The following is a 571-nucleotide window of genomic DNA, read 5'->3' on the forward strand; positions in this document are numbered from 1 at the left end:
TGGATAGTTTTGATTAATGTTTGCGCAATTGAAAATTTATCCCAATTTTTATTAAGACTGCGCAAACGGTTTAATGCAGATTCATCTTTTGGTTGTTGAATTGCAATTTCGATAAGGCATTCATCTTTCATGATATGGCGACGTGGAACAGTATATCTCCGTGCTTCGCGTTCACGCCAAGCTGCTATCTTTTGTAATACAGCAAGTTCACGGGGTTTTTTTATTTTTCCTTTTACTTTTTTCCATGCTTCATTTTCTGGTATATCGTAAGTTTTCGGTGTTGATAGAGTGGTTATTTCGTCATCCATCCAGTGCATGCGCTTGTTTTTTTCGAGCTGTTTTTTCAATAAGAGGTAAACGTCTCTTAGATAGGTTACATCGGCAAGGGCATAGAGCAATTGTTTTTCAGACAGAGGGCGGCAGCTCCAGTCTGTAAATCGGGATGATTTATCAAGTTGATGCCCCGTGCAGCGTTGTACAATTTGATCATAGGAGATAGAATCACCAAATCCGCAGATTGATCCTGCTATTTGGGTGTCGAAAAGAGGATAAGGAATGACACCTCCGAGAT

General features: G+C 39.8%; 1 protein-coding gene. It reads right to left on the bottom strand.

Going from position 1 to position 571, the window contains the following annotated elements; translation table 11 throughout:
* The coding region (locus tag ACFIK8_RS12780; RefSeq protein ID WP_375669635.1) for a ribonuclease D at positions 1-571 on the bottom strand (571 nt) is incomplete at both ends.

The organism is Bartonella sp. MR168JLCBS, from assembly GCF_042194175.1.